Origin of the sequence: Roseobacter sp., assembly GCF_045106495.1 — a bacterium.
Lineage (GTDB): Bacteria > Pseudomonadota > Alphaproteobacteria > Rhodobacterales > Rhodobacteraceae > Roseobacter.
Map to the genome: position 1 here is coordinate 192,564 of NZ_JBGCEQ010000010.1, position 15,347 is coordinate 207,910.

The 15,347-nt window shown below is 51.4% G+C and carries 13 protein-coding genes; 5 read left to right on the forward strand and 8 right to left on the reverse strand.

All coding sequences use genetic code 11. The annotated features are described in order from the left end of the window. Positions 1-116: 116 nt before the first annotated feature. On the reverse strand, positions 117-1,145 hold the full coding sequence (locus tag AB8B75_RS07940) for an extracellular solute-binding protein (protein ID WP_405361243.1): 1,029 nt from the start codon (positions 1,143-1,145) through the stop codon (positions 117-119). A gap of 322 nt (positions 1,146-1,467) precedes the next feature. On the opposite strand from AB8B75_RS07940, the gene AB8B75_RS07945 reads away from it, so the two are divergent. Further along, the gene (locus tag AB8B75_RS07945) at positions 1,468-2,463 is read left to right on the forward strand and encodes a LacI family DNA-binding transcriptional regulator (RefSeq protein WP_405361244.1); all 996 of its coding nucleotides are present in this window, start codon (positions 1,468-1,470) and stop codon (positions 2,461-2,463) included. Positions 2,464-2,531: 68 nt separating this feature from the next. Here AB8B75_RS07945 and AB8B75_RS07950 read toward each other — a convergent pair whose 3' ends face one another. Further along, the gene (locus AB8B75_RS07950; RefSeq protein ID WP_405361246.1) at positions 2,532-3,311 is read right to left on the reverse strand and encodes a peptidoglycan-binding protein; all 780 of its coding nucleotides are present in this window, start codon (positions 3,309-3,311) and stop codon (positions 2,532-2,534) included. Between the two features lie 88 nt (positions 3,312-3,399). On the opposite strand from AB8B75_RS07950, the gene AB8B75_RS07955 reads away from it, so the two are divergent. Next, the gene (locus AB8B75_RS07955) at positions 3,400-3,804 is read left to right on the forward strand and encodes a hypothetical protein (RefSeq protein WP_405361248.1); all 405 of its coding nucleotides are present in this window, start codon (positions 3,400-3,402) and stop codon (positions 3,802-3,804) included. Positions 3,805-3,895: 91 nt separating this feature from the next. Here the strand turns inward: AB8B75_RS07955 and AB8B75_RS07960 are convergent, their stop codons facing one another. From AB8B75_RS07960 to AB8B75_RS07970, 3 genes are all read right to left on the reverse strand, one after another. After that, on the reverse strand, positions 3,896-4,237 hold the full coding sequence (locus AB8B75_RS07960; protein WP_405361250.1) for a hypothetical protein: 342 nt from the start codon (positions 4,235-4,237) through the stop codon (positions 3,896-3,898). Positions 4,238-4,239: 2 nt separating this feature from the next. Beyond that, positions 4,240-4,701: a hypothetical protein gene (locus tag AB8B75_RS07965; RefSeq protein ID WP_405361252.1), complete on the reverse strand. Its 462-nt coding sequence runs from the start codon at positions 4,699-4,701 to the stop codon at positions 4,240-4,242. Positions 4,702-5,202: 501 nt separating this feature from the next. After that, positions 5,203-6,630, reverse strand: a complete 1,428-nt coding sequence (locus tag AB8B75_RS07970) for a phospholipase effector Tle1 domain-containing protein (RefSeq protein WP_405361253.1) — start codon at positions 6,628-6,630, stop codon at positions 5,203-5,205. 422 nt (positions 6,631-7,052) lie between these two features. Between AB8B75_RS07970 and AB8B75_RS07975 the strand changes: the two genes are divergently transcribed. Then, the gene (locus AB8B75_RS07975) at positions 7,053-9,614 is read left to right on the forward strand and encodes a methyl-accepting chemotaxis protein (protein ID WP_405361254.1); all 2,562 of its coding nucleotides are present in this window, start codon (positions 7,053-7,055) and stop codon (positions 9,612-9,614) included. A gap of 271 nt (positions 9,615-9,885) precedes the next feature. On the opposite strand, the gene AB8B75_RS07980 is transcribed toward AB8B75_RS07975, so the two are convergent. From AB8B75_RS07980 to AB8B75_RS07990, 3 genes are read right to left on the reverse strand one after another with little or no spacing between them, the layout of a single operon-like run. Further along, positions 9,886-10,935 carry a substrate-binding domain-containing protein gene (locus AB8B75_RS07980; protein ID WP_405361255.1) on the reverse strand — a complete coding sequence of 350 codons (1,050 nt, stop codon included), beginning with the start codon at positions 10,933-10,935 and terminating at the stop codon, positions 9,886-9,888. A 26-nt stretch (positions 10,936-10,961) separates the two neighbouring features. After that, positions 10,962-11,984 carry an ABC transporter permease gene (locus tag AB8B75_RS07985; RefSeq protein ID WP_405361256.1) on the reverse strand — a complete coding sequence of 341 codons (1,023 nt, stop codon included), beginning with the start codon at positions 11,982-11,984 and terminating at the stop codon, positions 10,962-10,964. Continuing rightward, on the reverse strand, positions 11,971-13,500 hold the full coding sequence (locus AB8B75_RS07990) for a sugar ABC transporter ATP-binding protein (RefSeq protein WP_405361258.1): 1,530 nt from the start codon (positions 13,498-13,500) through the stop codon (positions 11,971-11,973). The genes AB8B75_RS07985 and AB8B75_RS07990 overlap by 14 nt, the downstream gene beginning before the upstream one ends. Positions 13,501-13,643: 143 nt before the next feature. On the opposite strand from AB8B75_RS07990, the gene AB8B75_RS07995 reads away from it, so the two are divergent. Beyond that, positions 13,644-14,678, forward strand: a complete 1,035-nt coding sequence (locus tag AB8B75_RS07995) for a LacI family DNA-binding transcriptional regulator (protein WP_405361260.1) — start codon at positions 13,644-13,646, stop codon at positions 14,676-14,678. A 36-nt stretch (positions 14,679-14,714) separates the two neighbouring features. Beyond that, positions 14,715-15,344: a LysE family translocator gene (locus AB8B75_RS08000; protein WP_405361262.1), complete on the forward strand. Its 630-nt coding sequence runs from the start codon at positions 14,715-14,717 to the stop codon at positions 15,342-15,344. The last annotated feature ends 3 nt before the right edge of the window (positions 15,345-15,347 follow it).

Consider the following 15,347-nt stretch of genomic DNA (forward strand, 5'->3'; position numbering starts at 1 on the left):
TGTCTGCGATCAACACTCTTCTTAAGCGAGAAAACCACTGTCATCGCGTAAAAAAGGAGTGCACAAATCCCTGCACTCCTCAATGATCCTGTTTCGGCGATCCTGTTCCGTCGAAACTACTTCCAGCCGACTTCGTTGAATATTTTCTGAGCCTCTGGGACATTCTTGGCAACTGCGGATAAGTCAACGCCGTCAGGTTTGAAGTCACCCAGTTTCGCAACACTCTCGCTCAACGGCACGCCGGGTACGGCTGGGAATTCGTCGTTGCCGGCGGAAAAATACTGCTGCGCCTGATCTGAAGCGAGGTATTCCAAGAACTTCACTGCGTTTTCATAGTTTGGCGCATTGGCAGCAACCCCGCCGCCGGACAAATTCATATGGGCTCCTTCTGCGTCCTGCGCAGGAAAGACCCAACCGATCGTATCGATGGCTTCCGTAACACCAGAAACGTCGCGGCGCAGGGCGCGCGCAAAATAATAAGTGTTTGAAATCGAAATATCGCATTGACCAGACACAAGGCCGCGCAGCTGATCGGTGTCTCCACCTTCTGGATCTCGTGCAAAATTGTCCACCACGCCCTGAGCCCAAGCTGTCGCTGCTTCTTTACCATGGTTTTCAATCACTGACGCCAGCAGAGTCTGGCTATAGACATTGGAAGACGACCGATGACACACCATGCCATTGTATTTCGGATCTGCTAATGAAACGTAGTCCATAGGCGGTTCAGCAACATCGGCTTTATCGTAGAAAATGATCCGCGCACGTTGGGAAAACCCGAACCACTGATTGTCGCTGTCCTGCAAATTGGATGGGATGCGATCTTCAAGAATTTCACTCTCTATCGATTGCAAAACACCGGCATCCTTGGCACGTTCCAACCGAGAGGTATCGACCGTCAGCAAGATATCAGCCGGTGAATTTGCACCTTCCGCTTCCATGCGCGCAATCAATTCATCGGCTTTGCCCTCAATGCGATTGATTGTAATCCCAGTCATATCTGTAAAATCTGAATACAAGCGTTCGTCGGTATCATAGTGACGCGACGAGTATAAGTTAACTTCCCCTTCTGCATGTGCTGTTGGAACCGCGGCCACTAATGCGGTGGTGGCGAGCGCGATGACTGAAGCTGGTGCGGTTATCGACATTGATGTCTCCCGTATGATAAATAATTCTTACTGTTTTACTCAATTACCTATTTCAACTCGGAAATCAACATAGCTGATTAAAATACTCGGAATTAATTTTAACATTTGCCGCTGAAACCAAAAAATCCAGCGTACCGCTTCTTTTCCCGTCGATGAGGTTTTCGACTGTTGCCAAGGTGCTCCATCGGCTCTGCGACCATGCCGCCATACAACCTTAGTGCCGTAGCGTCGTTTGACAAAGCAGCATCGCAAGGGATGAAAACACATTGAAAATGGTAGTTATTCACGCTTTGGTGAACATCCTAAAGGAGCCACCAATTCTATGCCAACTATCAAGGACGTTGCACGCGAAGCAGATGTTTCCGTTGGGACAGTATCCAAGGTTTTATCCAAAGACGCTACGGTAAAGCAAACCTTGCGGGAACGGGTACTGCATGCTGTGGAAACGCTGAACTACAAGCCCAACCTCGCGGCACGCGCGTTGCGGACCAACAAGGCCAACATCATAGGTCTTGTCGTCCCTGACATAACCAATCCGTTTTTTGCCCAGCTCGCCAAGAACATTGAGGCCGAAGCGGCCAAGTCATCAACGACCGTCATGCTGGCCAATTCCGATGAAGATCCTGAAATTGAAGCGCGACAGGTGCAAGCACTGCTGGACCAAACCCCTCGCGGTTTGATCATCGTGGGCTCGGTTCACCAAATGACGCATGATATCTCAACACAGGTCCCCATCGTCTCTGTGGATCGGCGGTATGGGTCTTATCAACTGATCTCGACAAACCACGAAGCCGGTGCTGCCAGTGTTGCAGACCATCTTTTCGCTCTGGGCCACCGACGCATCGCATATATCTCCGGGCCCCAATGCACCGAAGTAGGACGATTGCGCAAAAAAGGTTTTTGCGACCGGATCATAGAGTTAGCGACTCCTTGTGATCCCGTTGAACTGACCCTTCGAGAAGGACACTTTGACTACAAGTCAGGCGAAAACATCGCTTGCTCACTGGTCAAGGGCAGTCCCGCTGCACCTTTTACCGCCATTGCTGCGGCCAGCGACCAACAAGCGATTGGCGCTCTGCGTGCAGCGCGCGATCTTGGCATCGCTGTCCCGGATCAGATTTCGATCACGGGGTTCGACGACATCGCTCTCGCACAGCTGATCACTCCTAGGCTCACAACTGTGTCACAGCCAACCGCGGAAATCGCTTGCAGTGCCGTTCGATGTTTGTTGTCGGACGCGGATGCTGCAAAAGATGACCAACTGATCGAAGCGGAGCTGCAAATTCGAGGTTCTACCGGGCCGGTACTTTCACCTTAAGCGCGCGACCCGATTTCTTGGCTGATCTTCCCGGCAACTGGCTGCAAAAGTCGCGCCCAGCCCTTATTCTAAAAAACGATAAAGTCTTTCTTGCCATAACCGCGTCGGCGCGCGCAGACTTCATATCCTTCGCGGTCTCCGTCGTCATTGGTGTTACCTTCAAGCGTCTGAAACGAGCCGGCTTCTGCTAAGGTGACCAACCCGACGTGCGTCCAGTCCGTTGAGGTACGCCGCACCAGAAAAAGTGACCCGGCAGGCAACGAATCTGCGTTCGCATCACGTTCTGCCAGAAACAACCCCGCACTCTTAGCCTGCGCGGCCAGACTATCACAGGAGAACGAGCCTTTGATCGGCATAGGCACCGCAAGCTTTTCTGCCGCTTGTTCCATACAAAAAGTCGTGAATCCTGCGCACCATGCCCAGGGCTTTCCCTCATTACCCCTCATATACATGCGCACCCATGGCCCGGAGTTGGCGCCGCCAACTTCCAGCGGGTGCTGCGCGAGATGCGCTTTGGCATAGGCGACAACCGTGTCGGAAAAGCTCATGTTCTTCTTGATCTTGGGGCTTAGCACGGCAATCATCGGAGCCACCATCTTTTGATGTGTTGCAGCATCGACGACACCAGTGACTGGCAGTTTTTTCGATTTCTGAAAGTCTTTTACCGCGTCGGCGGTCACCCCGCCAAAGTCGGCATCGACGGCAACTTGATGATTGTGCAGACACAACCATTCCTGTACTCGACGGGCGGCCATGCCCCGCTTGCCCGAAGCGATATTGCCCGGAAAGGCGACTTCCTTTTCAATCCAGCCGGAAAGCTGAGAAATATCTGTGTCAAAAGTGAACATTTTCAGACCTCGTTATTTGAAGGGTGATTGCAGGTGCGCCAAAACTCAGAAACTGTGATCCTGACATGGTAAAACTGGCAGTCGTCTCATGAATGCAACTCGCAATATCTGGCTTTTGGTTTTTGGACTGGTGTGTTTGACCGCGGGCATATTCTGGAAAAACCTACCGGCGGCCAGCGTCGAAAGTTTGGTTGAAGATGCTGCCTCCCGTCAGCTGAACCGTCCCGTTGCTGTGAAGGTCGACCTGAAAAATGAGATCGATGGTTGGGTTTTTGTTTGTGGCGTCGTAACCGAACCGGATGGTTCCGATCTGAAAATCGAGAGCGAAGGATCCGAAGCCGCGTATGAAAGTGACAATTTTTGCGCCTTGGCGAAAGTGCAGGGCAAGCAGGAGCTTTTTGAATTTGATTTTGGGTCCACTGACATGCCCGCGATGGATTGGTTGGAGCGATATGACTTAAGCACGGATATTCTGACGGCCGGCGAGGGCTAAGTTGCGCGCTCCGACCAGGCCCTTCCGGATCTCCCTCAACGAAGCGCATCTCCTGTCTGCGCTAGATACGCATACCGCCGAGTCCTGCATCCTATAGGCCCACGGCTGCAAATGCTGCATTGACAACAAGGCTGATCAATCCGACGCGAAACTGCTCAAGTTTTTGTTTAGCCAAACCTTTTGCCTTCAATGCGTTGAGCTCGGCCAGGCCTTCGAGACTGCGGATCAGAAGGTTGAACTCGCTTTTTGTCAAATGACCCTGAGACAGCGCTTCTGTCCATTTGGGTAGCTTTTCACGTGCAAGCTCTATGAATTCGGATGCATCCTTCTTTGCCGGTTCCTGCCAGTCAGAAAACAGGTTTTTTGCCAAATCCCCCGCGCCCTCCTGAACTGCGTCCGAGAATCCGTCCCAAGCATCATCAAGATTTGGCATAGTCAGCCTCCCCCACTGCCAAGTGATTTACGACCGGTTTCAAGCTCAATAATTCGGTCAAACTGCAGCGTCAGTACGGTCAAGAACTCATCAACAAAGAATTGGCTCATGCGCTTATTTGGCGCTTTGCGCCACTGGTTGACAAAATCTGCCAGCGAACCGCCATCCGGGTCCACTATGATCGCCCATTGTTTGGCGGTGGATTGAGACGCCTCCTTGCCGCGCCCCTTGGCAAACTCAAATGCCGACGCTGCATCCACCAGAAGCACCTCTGCCGTTTGTTCGTGTTTCGTGTACGATTCAGTGCCCTTGGCAACCAAAGCCAAGCTGCGGGCTTTGAGAGACGTTGCTTGTCTGTAGGCCTCTGCTGAATAAGGATCGGCCAGTTGACCGCAGCCCGCTAAAAGCGCAAAGACCAGTCCGAAAATCCCAAAAAAGCGTATTGGAGTTCGAATCAAATACATCGTTAAAGTCTCCCACCCCGAGGTCCGCCAATCATGAAAAATATTGGGCGGTAAAAAAATAAATGCCCCCCAAAAATCATGCTGAGGATGCTACCTAGAAGAGAACACGAAGAGATTTGTGTCAAGGCTCACGTTCACGGCCATGCCATACAGCCGGACAGACAAGACCACGATGCGGAGGGAAATAGCGACCTAACATTCTGATTCAGTTGCCATTCACCAAGATATTGAGATGTGCCAAAGAAGTTGTCTTCAAAAAGTGATCTATCCGCATCTTGGGATCACAACCCGGGAAATTGTCGGGAAAACCAGTGAACGAGCCGAAAAGAACAGCACTGATAGGAGCGCCCTTGTTCCGGGAACAAACAGTAAAGAGCCTCCGAGCATGTGTGCGGTTCCGGCAAAGCCGAACTAACGTGCAGGCGCGCTTACGAAAAGCGAGCCGGCATCAAAAGCCCTTGTTGGACCCGCTTGCGCGTTCGTATGGCTCAAACACACTGGTCACTCTTCATAGAAACGCTTGGCTTTCGGATGCATACGCAATTGCACCGGTCGGTAGGGTTTCATTTCACCCAAGTGTGACACCCGATCGGCTTTCAGACGCGTCTCTACCGAAGGATGCAATGGAAAGCCAATGTCCACGATGCGAGGTTCGACCGGCCATTTTTTCCCGAACCGGCCAAACTTGAAAGCATAGGTTTCTTCGTGCTGCATACCCAGCGGGTCGGGCGTCACCCGCAACATCTCATCATTTATTATGATGTCCGGCACGCAGTCTCTCAGCTCTTCAATCATCCAGTGCAGTGCGATGTCACTTAGTCTCGATTCAGGTTCAGGGTAACTGCCTCCCACGTCACTATGACACCCCGGAAACCAAACTTGCTTGAGCCACTGCGGTTTGCGACCAGCTGTTTTTTCAGCTTCCGTGGCCATGCCCCATTTCACCCGTGGAAACTCACTGCGTTGTTCATCTATCGCAAGCGCGTGTCGGGCAAATTGCACATCTGAATCCAGCCACTTATCGTAGTTTTTCCGGTTCCAAACCGCGTGATGTCCGTGTTTCCAGATCGATGGCCAATCGCTGATGTTTCCAATCTTGAGCGGGTTGTCTTCGTCCGGTGAGAAATACTTGAACTGAGACCAGCGCAGCTGCGCGTATTGTACGAGAATAACTCCGAGCAAAGCCGCAATCAGGCCAACGATCATCCAATGTGTTGCAGCCGCAATCATGACAATCAACGTAATGGCCAGCACCGCGATAACAGCCAGTGTTGCAAGCAAAATCATTCCGTTTCCGAGGGCTGCAACAGTATCAAAAACACCAATAAAATGCGGTTGCACGTTTCCTTGCACGCTCTCTGGGTTATCCGGCTCAAAGCTACTGTATTTCACACGAAATCTGCGGCCCAATTCCTCACGTCGGCTGAAATACGGTTCTTGCCCGCGTGGATAGCCATTTCCGTGATTATAGACAAAATTGACGGCGTCACTGGCGATTTTCCGCAGACCTGCCCCGTGGCGTGGGACCGGTGAACCGTCCTCCATTTGGGTCGGAATGCCACATAGATTCATGACATTGGCCACGGCGCGCACGGTGTAGGCACCACGCGAGAAACCAAACAGCAAGATTTTATCACCGGGTTCGTAGTAAGAAATGATCTTTTCATAGCAATCAATCACATTCTCATCGATCCCGGTGCCCACGGCTGACGAAATGACATTGCGAAACCGCTTCATGCTAAACCGCGCCGTTTCGCCTGTCCCCAAACCTGGATCATAAAAGCAGACCTGATCAAACGGACTAATCGGCGACGATGGGCCAGGGCGCATCGCACGGTACATTTTGTAAATGTTGGACAGAAGCTGATCCGGCCGCAGCCCGCCCACCTGCCCAGTGCCGTCTGAAAAGATTAGAATGTTCTTTGGCATCTTCGCCCCGGTGGTGTCGCGTTAACGTCAATATTCACACAGACCGGGCATCGGTCAAACACTCAGTCAAACTATAGAATCTATTTAGGATTCTGCCACAGACAACGCGCAGGATACGGTGGCAAAACAAGTCATCAGGTCTGCGAAACCGAGGATTGCTCAAAATCGAGTGAAAAGCCTTCACAACTCAACTTTCGTTGTCGCTTCAGGTAAGTTTTTGATTACCCGATCTTAATAGCCGGTGTGGGCTTGCGTGCATGTCAGGGTTAGGACGATCTCGCCGACCAAGATACCAATTTTCAGAATTTCGTAACGGGTCGCTGCTACTCCAAAAGCGAAACTGCGCAGAATACAGAGCGCAAAATGGATTTTGATCCGTCCCGATCGACACCGCAACGTTACCAAGTATAGGGAACACCACGATGCAAAAGTTTTTTAGCAACATGCGAATTGGCGTCAAACTTCCGGTTATCATGACTCTTTTGGTGGCCTTGGCGATCGTGGTACTTACCGTCGCCAATGCATCGTCCACCAGGAAATTGCTGACGTTAGACGCACAAGAAAAACTCGAAAGCATTGCGATGCTCAAGGCAAGCCGCATCGACTCCTTGATGAACAATATCGATCGCGATATCAGACTGCGTGCAAATGCGCCTTCAACAAGTCAAGCGTTAATCGCATTGGCTGACGGCTATGCATCGGTGGAAAACCCAGAGGAAACCCTGCGTCGGGTCTACGTTACAGAAAATGAACATCCGCTTGGCGAAAAGGACTTACTCGTCAAAGCTGATACGGGTTCCAGCTACGGTTTTATACACGCGATCTACCATCCAATTTTCGATGAATTGCAAAACGAAATGCAATACTATGACGTGTTTCTTTTCGACACCGAAGGGAACCTCGTCTACAGCGTATTTAAAGAGAACGATTTCGCCACGAATATGCTTTCAGGTGAATGGAGCACATCGGGACTGGCTGAAGCCTTTCGGCTTGGGATGGAATTGGGGCCGGAAGATCCATCCGAATTTGTCGATTTTGCTCCCTATGCGCCAAGTGCTATGGCACCTGCCGCCTTCACATCACGCCCTGTCTTCAACGAACAAGGCACACTTTTAGGCGTGCTTGCGTATCAAATGCCGATTGGACAACTCAACCAGGCAGCAAGTGCTCTGCAAGGCTTGGGCGAAACCGCTGACGGTTATTTGGTCGGCGCCGACTTGCTGATGCGCACGGACTCCCCTCTTTCTGAAGCTAATGACATTCTGAACACCGTTGTTGACAACGAAGCTGTCGCTAACGGGTTGAATGGCCAGTCCGGAAATTTTCAAACGATCGGTCATACCGGATCGGACGTCATGGGGTTCTACGTGCCACTTGAATTCAATGGCACGCGCTGGGTTGCGATTGTGCAGCAAAACGTGGACGAAGTTTTCATGGGTTTGCGCAAGGCGCTACTAGAGGACGCCCTCATATCAGCAGCCATTTTTGTTGGTGTACTTGCCATTTCAATATTCTTCTCGCGTAGCATTACGCAGCCGGTTCAAAGACTGACCAACTCTGTCAACCAAGTAGCAAACGGTGAATTGGCGACCGATGTGCCTGGAACAGAACGCGGTGACGAAGTTGGCGAATTGGCACGTGCCGCAGAAGTCTTCAGACAAAATTCCTTACGAATCGAAAAAATGAATGAAGAGCAACAGGCCGCAAACGAAAAGATGGCTGAAATGAATGCGGAACGCGAAAAGGCGGCGGAGCGCGAGCTTCAATTGGCCCGTGAAAAAGAGGAAGCAGACAAGGTAGCGGCAGAAGAACGTGACAAGATGATGCGTAACCTCGGCTTGGCGTTTGGCGAAGTTGTCAACGATGCTATCGCCGGCAAGTTTTCCAGTCGTGTAGACTCCAATTTTGATGATGAAACGCTAATTGAGCTGTCCAATAACATAAACATGCTCATGGAAGCCGTAGATGATGGGCTTTCCAAAACTGGTGCTCTTTTGGCTCAGGTCGCAAAAGGAGATCTCTCTCAACGAATGGAGGGTGACTTTCAAGGCGCGTTTCTGGATTTACAAAACAATACCAATGATATGATCGACTCTCTAGCCTCACTGATTGGCGGCATTTCTGAAAGTGGGTCGACTCTGTCTGGGTCATCAAGCGAGCTACAAGAAACGGCTGATGTGCTATCGCGCCAAGCCGAGCAAAATGCTGCTTCAGTGGAGGAAACTTCCGCGGCCTTGGAACAACTGTCTGCTAGTGTAAAACAGGTCAACACTAACATTTCAGGCGTCAGCCAAAGTGCTCAGGAGGCTCGGAAAACTGCTTCGACGAGTGAAACGATAGCTGCGAAGGCGGCGTCCTCGATGGACAAAATAGCAGATGGCTCAAAGGAAATCGCCCGTGTAATCGGCGTAATCAACGACATATCTTTCCAAATCAACTTGCTGGCTCTTAACGCTGGTGTTGAAGCCGCCCGCGCCGGCGAAGCAGGAAGAGGGTTTTCTGTTGTTGCCTCAGAGGTTCGCCAACTGGCCCAAAGAGCAAGTGACGCGGCAAAAGAGATTGCGGACGTTATCACGCAAAGCGATCTTGCCGTGGCTGAAGGGGTCACAAACGTTGCCAGCGCCAAAGACTCACTAGAAGCTATTGCCCAGACCGTTGTGAATATATCTGAGAACGTAGATATCGTAACAACAGCCATTTCCGAGCAATCAGCGGGCATTAACGAAATCACTTCCGCTGTATCGCAAATCGACAGCAACACACAAAAACAAGCTGCCGCTTTTGAAGAAGTCACCGCATCCAGTCATGTTCTGGCCAAAGAAGCGCAAGATCTAAGAAGTGCTACAAGCAGATTCAACGTCGGCAAAGACACATATAGCGCGCCCTCGCCAGTTGAACAAAGAACAGAAGTGGAAAAGAAAGCCCAACCCACTATCCAAAAGGCAGTCGGAGCTGAGCAGTTTGATGGATGGGACGAGTTTTGAGAAACGACGATTATCCAGGGCTAAAAGCCTAAACGTCCTCGTCGGTGACAGAGACACTAACTTTGCTGATCTGCAATTGAGTTACTTCAGTGACAAAAAGCAGTTGCATGCCAAGCATCGCTGTCACCTACAAAATCATGGACAAGGTCAACACCATTTCGACTAACTCTGGGATCAAAGTCGTCAAACCGGCCAACTGCTAGGGCTCACTTTCTGTTGACGTTGGCTCGAAAAAGGAACGGCTGTCGACGTTACGCCCGACGGCGAAAACTCATCTACCCCAAATTTCAGAATATGCCTCGCGGTATGGTGTGTCAGGGTCAAAAGTGTTGCTATCTCCCATATTGGCAAGTCCATTCTGTGTAACAAGTGCAGGCGAAGTTACATACCCCGAACATGGCTCTTGCTGAATTGCTCTGTTCAATTCATCCACCAATTGCCAACCTTGCAAATTAAGTGGCTCTGCAACGGTAATCGCCTGATATTGTGCGCTCCGAATGCGTTGAAATGCGGCTTCTGAACCATCACCGGCAGATCCTGCTTTCGGAGAAGCGTCACCTGAAATCCCCGCCGCCGCGAGAGCAGGTCCCATAAAATCAAAATAGAGGTCGTTGATCGCCAGCGCGTGCGTCCAACTTGCACCATGTTTTTGGAGCAGACTCGTGGTTAAAGGTCCCATACGGCTCGATGTATCTGCAATAGGTGTGTCGACATATTCAAGCACCGTACCACCCATCACTTCGATGGTCTCTTTGATGCGGTCCGCCTTGTCGATTGCAATTTGATAGGTCGAATCTGTGAAAATAACCACTCCCACGTTTTCTCCGCCATCTTCCATCGCCCATTGCGCCGCGACTTCGGAAACTGACATTGCATCCGTAGAAACATTAGCGAAAATGCCGCCCGGTGCATCGCACCCAATTTTGGGGCCGGAATGCCAAGCCACCATTGGGATGTTCGCATCAGCGACCCCCTCCAATGCAGCTTGTTGTTCAACCGCATCAAACCCATTTATCACGATGCCGTCAGGCTGCAAAGCAAGCGCCTGACCAATGGCCCCTGTCCTACCCTGTACAGAACCGGACCCATCTAGAACTCTGACCTCCCAGCCAATTTTTGCAGCGGCTTCCTCAACTCCATTTGTGACACCGAGGATTCCGCCATTTTTCAGATCACCAGCTAGAACAACAATCATTTTGTCCTCTGCTGCTTTCGGACCAGATGTTGGTCCATCGAATTTGGTTTCTGCAGAAGCGGGCAAACATAGCCCCGCCATCACCGTACTCGCGATCAGCGCACCAATTAATGTTCGTTTTTTCATTTTTTCCTCCCAGTTTTGAATTCTTGTCACCGTTTGCTTGCACCTTTGCGGCGTTGTGCATAGCCAGCGATGCCGATGGCAATCAGCAAAGTTACACCGTTGAACAACGGTTCGACCCAAAAAGAGCCGCCAAATTGCTGGATGCCGGAAATGCCAACGGCCAGAATTGCCACGCCGACAATCGTTCCCCATACATTCACCCGACCCGGTTTAATGGTTGTCGAGCCCAGAAATGCACCCACCAGTGCAGGCAATAGAAATTCCAGGCCGACCGAGGCTTGGCCAATACGTAATTTTGCTGCCAGCAAAACGCCAGCAAGTGCCGTCATCGCGCCCGAAGCGACAAATGCGCCTATCACGTATTTACGGGTTGGAATGCCATTGAGTTGCGCCGCGCGCTGGTTGGCCCCAATGGCATATAGGTAACGACCCACAGGCGTATATTCGAGCACAATCCACATCAAGAAAGTAATCGCGACCAAATAGTAGCCTGTTATCGGCAACCCAAATACGAATGTCGTGTTGAGCGCATAAAACCCATCGGGAAGCACGCCAACCATTTGGCGGCCCCCGGTATGCCAAAGCGCCAGCGCGTAAAGAACTGTGCCCGTTCCCAGTGTCGCAATGAAACTGTCGATCTTGGCGACTTCGACCAAAAGACCGTTAAGGAACCCTGCAAAAGCGCCCAATAACAAGACGACAACAACCGCCAACGGCCAAGGCAGGCCGAGCATTGTCTGCAAGCTTATTGCCAAGATATGCCAAAGCACAATGCCGTACCCGACGGTCAGATCGATCCGGCCCGCTGCCATCGGTATCATTGCGCCAAGAGATAGGAGTGCAATGATTGCTTTGTCCGAAATAATTGCCCGCAGATTGAGTAAGGTTGGGAAGGTGTTGGGCAGCAGGATCGAAAACAGCAGGATCAGAAAAACAGTCAGGATCACGAGGCCGTAAACCGGCAACAATCGCGCCAGTCGTTTTGTCCGGCTCAGAGTTTTCAGTTCTGCTCGCGTGGGTTCCAAGGCGCTGGATTCAAGGGATTGCATCTGGTTGCTCCTTTGCCGAAGCTATGTTGCCGGCAGACGCCGATTGAATAAGGTTTTCCGTCGACAACTGCGTCCCGGTGAGTTCTTTGACCAGTCTGCCTTGGCTGAAAACGATCGCGCGGTGACATATCGTGGCGATCTCTTCGAAATCTGTAGACACGATCAAGATGCCAACGCCGTGGGCGAGGGCCCGGTTAAGCAAGGCGTAAATTTCCGACTTCGCGCCGACATCCACGCCTGCTGTTGGGTCCTCGCAAATCAACAGTTTGCGTTTCGTCGCCAACCAGCGTCCGATCACGACTTTTTGCTGGTTTCCACCAGAAAGCGCTTCAATTGCCAGGTCAGGATCATTGGGTGACAGCCCCAGATCAGAGCCAATCTGCGCCGCATCTTTTGCCTCTTTGCGAGACGACATCAAGTTCAGCAACCCACGTCCGATCGCGGCAGGATTAAGGAATGTGTTTTCCCGGATAGTCAGGTTCATGGCCACTGACTCTTCCGTACGGTCTCGCGCAACGAGCCCAATACCCGAACGTAAAGCACCTTGCGACGAGGTTAAATCTGGTTGTTCGCCATCGAGAAGGATATCACCGGAAAATGCCGCCAAACCAAAAAGGGCGCGCGAAATCACCTCGTGCCCCGCTCCTCTGAGACCGACAAGCCCCACAATCTCATCGCGTCGGAGCGTGATCGACAAAGGCCCAATTGCACCGACTGTCATGTCTCGCAGGTTTAATATGCTATCGCCCGGCGCGCCTTGGGATTTTATTGTGGAGCGTGTTTTTCTGCCCACGATTTTCTGCACCAATTCTTCGGGCGTTGTGTGTTCAATGCGGCGAACGCCCACCATCTTTCCGTCTCGTAAAATCGCAACCCGGTCAGCAATGCGAAATATTTCATCCAATCGGTGACTGACGTAGATCATCCCGACACCCCGTTCCCGCAATGGCCGCAAAGCTTTGAAAAGCCGCTCGACCTCATCTGCAGGCAAAGAGGCGGTTGGTTCATCCAACACCAAAAATTCGCTGTCCACGGCCAGAGCGCGAGCGATGGCCACAAGTGACTTCTCCGTGCGCGTCAGGTCTTCAATCCGGCTTGACGGATCAAAGTCGCACTCGACCAGCTGCAACGCCTTGACAGCAAATGCTTCGACATCATGCCACCGAATGAACCCGCCTTTTTGAGAGTAACCCAAAGCCAGAGCAATATTCTCAGCGACCGTCATCCATTCTATCAAGCCTAAATCCTGGTGAATGAATGCAACTTTTTGGCGTTCTCCAAATCCGGCTGGACGGTGCAAATACGGTTCACCATCAATCAAAACGCGTCCCGAGTCCGGCTGGTGAATTCCACCCAATACTTTGATCAGGGTCGATTTGCCCGCGCCGTTCTCGCCCAAAAGCGCAACAATCTCGCTGCGTCCGACAGACAAGGACACATCTTTCAGCGCGTAAGTCCCGCCAAAAGCTTTGTCGATCCCATCAAAGAAAAGACCCTTGTGAAGGCTTTCCGTCATGATCCTCCCCCCAAAGCACCTTTCGGCACCGACGTTAGAGTAAATCCAAATAGAGTTGAGTTACCCGTAACGTTATGCCATGGTCGCCCCCAATAGTAGAAACTGTCAAGCCTAAAGTTACCGGTAACGTAAGCTCATATGAGATGGATGAAAAAAACAATAAAAACAGCAAGATAAACCTATCTGAGGTTGCAAAAGCTGCTGGTGTCTCCAAAATGACCGCTAGTCGCGTTCTGCGCGGTGATGGCGGATATTCGAAAAAAACCGAAGCGAAGGTCATGGCGAAAGTCGACCAGCTTGGTTACCTGCCGAATCGATTGGCAAGTGTTTTTGCCGGCGACCAGAATTCTACTTTCATCGGCGTATCCATTCCTGATCTGGGCAATGAAGTATTTGCTCAGGTGCTGGAAGGCATCGATCGGAAACTGGGTTCCTTCGGACATCAAACCGTTTTGGGATTGACCCAACACGCGGCCCAGGAAGAGGAAAACTGGATCCGTACGGTTCTGTCTTGGCAACCCGCTGGACTGATCCTCACCGGACGATCCCATTCACCCCGTTCCCATGACATGTTGCGAAATGCGGGCATCCCAGTTGTGGAAATCTGGGACCTGAATTCGAGTCCGCTGGACATGAGCGTTGGCATCAATCATTTCGATTGCGGCTTTGACGTCGGTCGTTTTCTAATTGGACGTGGGTATAAATCCGTTGGCTTTGTTGGCACTTCCCATGACACGGCAAATGCAGCAACCTCCCGGTTGGATGGCTTTACCAAAGCAATAAATGACGGCGGTGGCCAGGTTACAAAACAACTTTGTCTGCATGACACAGCCAGCTTTTACCCCGGCTTTTATGGCACGGAGCAATTGTTGGCCGCAGAAAGTGGATTGGAATGTATCTTTTACCAAAATGATTCCATGGCTTTTGGCGGGCTTCAGTTCTGCGAACAAATTGGGTTAGATGTGCCGCGTGACATTGGCATTGCGGGTTGGGGCGATCTTGCTATTGCTTCGGTATTGAAACGTAGGTTGACGTCGGTGCACGTGTCCCATCTAAAGCTTGGTCAGACCGCTGCGGAAATGATGCTGGCGCGTTTGTCCGGCGAGCCGGTCATCGCGTGTAAAGACATCGGCTTTCGCTTGATCCCCGGTGCGACCGTACGCCAAACGATTTTGTAGGCTACCGCAACAGCGTCACAAAAGGAGCCCTATGCCATGCCCATGGAAACCTATTTGGTCTATTTGGCCGCCGTCGCCGTGTTCTTTGCAACCCCGCCAGATACCAGCCAACTGCTGATCATATCAAACAGTATTCAGCACGGGTTACGCAAAAGTCTGTTTACAATTTTGGGCGATCTGACCGCAAACTGCTTGCAAATGATGGCTGCGGCCTTTGGTCTGGCAGCCGTCATTGCGACATCTGCCAGTGCATTTGTTTGGATCAAATGGTTGGGGGTCGCCTATCTGATCTGGATCGGTTTCCAATTGATCTTTGCCACCTACAAACCAGACGGAATTCAGGCGAGCGAAACAAAATCATCTTTGCGCCTTTTTCGACAGGGTTTCGTAACATCCATGGCAAATCCATTTGCGGTTGTTTTCTTCGGTGCGCTGTTTCCGCAATTCATTGATCCGTTGCAGACGGTCTGGCCACAACTCATTGTTCTAGGGCTGACGTACATTGTCATCGATGGCACAATACTTTTGCTATGGGGATGGCTCGGTATCCGGTCCGCGCGAGCGCTCAAACGATCCTCCTTCGGTGTGGTAAACAAGCTCTGCGGAGCGCTGATGATTGCGGCTGCTGCGCTATTGGCCACCAAAGACTTTCAACCGCAAAAATAGGGC

Coding starts and splice junctions, on each gene's coding strand:
- AB8B75_RS07975 (WP_405361254.1), top strand. CDS start 7,053: ATGCAAAAGTTTTTTAGCAACATGCGAATTGGCGTCAAACTTCCGGTT.
- AB8B75_RS07960 (WP_405361250.1), bottom strand. CDS start 4,237: ATGCCAAATCTTGATGATGCTTGGGACGGATTCTCGGACGCAGTTCAG.
- AB8B75_RS07995 (WP_405361260.1), top strand. CDS start 13,644: ATGGATGAAAAAAACAATAAAAACAGCAAGATAAACCTATCTGAGGTT.
- AB8B75_RS07950 (WP_405361246.1), bottom strand. CDS start 3,311: ATGTTCACTTTTGACACAGATATTTCTCAGCTTTCCGGCTGGATTGAA.
- AB8B75_RS07940 (WP_405361243.1), bottom strand. CDS start 1,145: ATGTCGATAACCGCACCAGCTTCAGTCATCGCGCTCGCCACCACCGCA.
- AB8B75_RS07985 (WP_405361256.1), bottom strand. CDS start 11,984: ATGCAATCCCTTGAATCCAGCGCCTTGGAACCCACGCGAGCAGAACTG.
- AB8B75_RS07970 (WP_405361253.1), bottom strand. CDS start 6,630: ATGCCAAAGAACATTCTAATCTTTTCAGACGGCACTGGGCAGGTGGGC.
- AB8B75_RS07980 (WP_405361255.1), bottom strand. CDS start 10,935: ATGAAAAAACGAACATTAATTGGTGCGCTGATCGCGAGTACGGTGATG.
- AB8B75_RS07965 (WP_405361252.1), bottom strand. CDS start 4,701: ATGTATTTGATTCGAACTCCAATACGCTTTTTTGGGATTTTCGGACTG.
- AB8B75_RS07990 (WP_405361258.1), bottom strand. CDS start 13,500: ATGACGGAAAGCCTTCACAAGGGTCTTTTCTTTGATGGGATCGACAAA.
- AB8B75_RS07945 (WP_405361244.1), top strand. CDS start 1,468: ATGCCAACTATCAAGGACGTTGCACGCGAAGCAGATGTTTCCGTTGGG.
- AB8B75_RS07955 (WP_405361248.1), top strand. CDS start 3,400: ATGAATGCAACTCGCAATATCTGGCTTTTGGTTTTTGGACTGGTGTGT.
- AB8B75_RS08000 (WP_405361262.1), top strand. CDS start 14,715: ATGCCCATGGAAACCTATTTGGTCTATTTGGCCGCCGTCGCCGTGTTC.